Below are 260 nucleotides of genomic sequence, written 5' to 3'. Positions count from 1 at the left end.
CGGTCCTAGCGGAGCCACTGGTTCTACGGGAACTACAGGCCCTACCGGAGATACAGGTCCTACGGGAATTACAGGCCCTACGGGAGTTACAGGTCCTACCGGAGCTACTGGTCCTACGGGAGCCACCGGTCCTACGGGAGTTACTGGTTCTACGGGAGTTACAGGTCCTACCGGAGCTACTGGAGCTACAGGCGCTACAGCAACAACTTCTACAAAGGCTATCCTTTTTGGTGGTACTAATGCGGGATTTCAGCGCATAG

At 55.8% G+C, this 260-nt stretch carries 1 pseudogene; it reads left to right on the top strand.

Annotation, left to right across the window (positions count from 1 at the left end):
• Window positions 1–260 (top strand): annotated as a pseudogene (locus MR147_RS26900) (collagen-like protein); the annotation flags it as partial.

It is taken from the genome of Bacillus cereus group sp. BfR-BA-01350 (genome assembly GCF_022663775.1).
Taxonomy (GTDB): Bacteria; Bacillota; Bacilli; order Bacillales; family Bacillaceae_G; genus Bacillus_A; species Bacillus_A paranthracis.
This window is presented reverse-complemented; position numbering and strand designations above follow the sequence as displayed.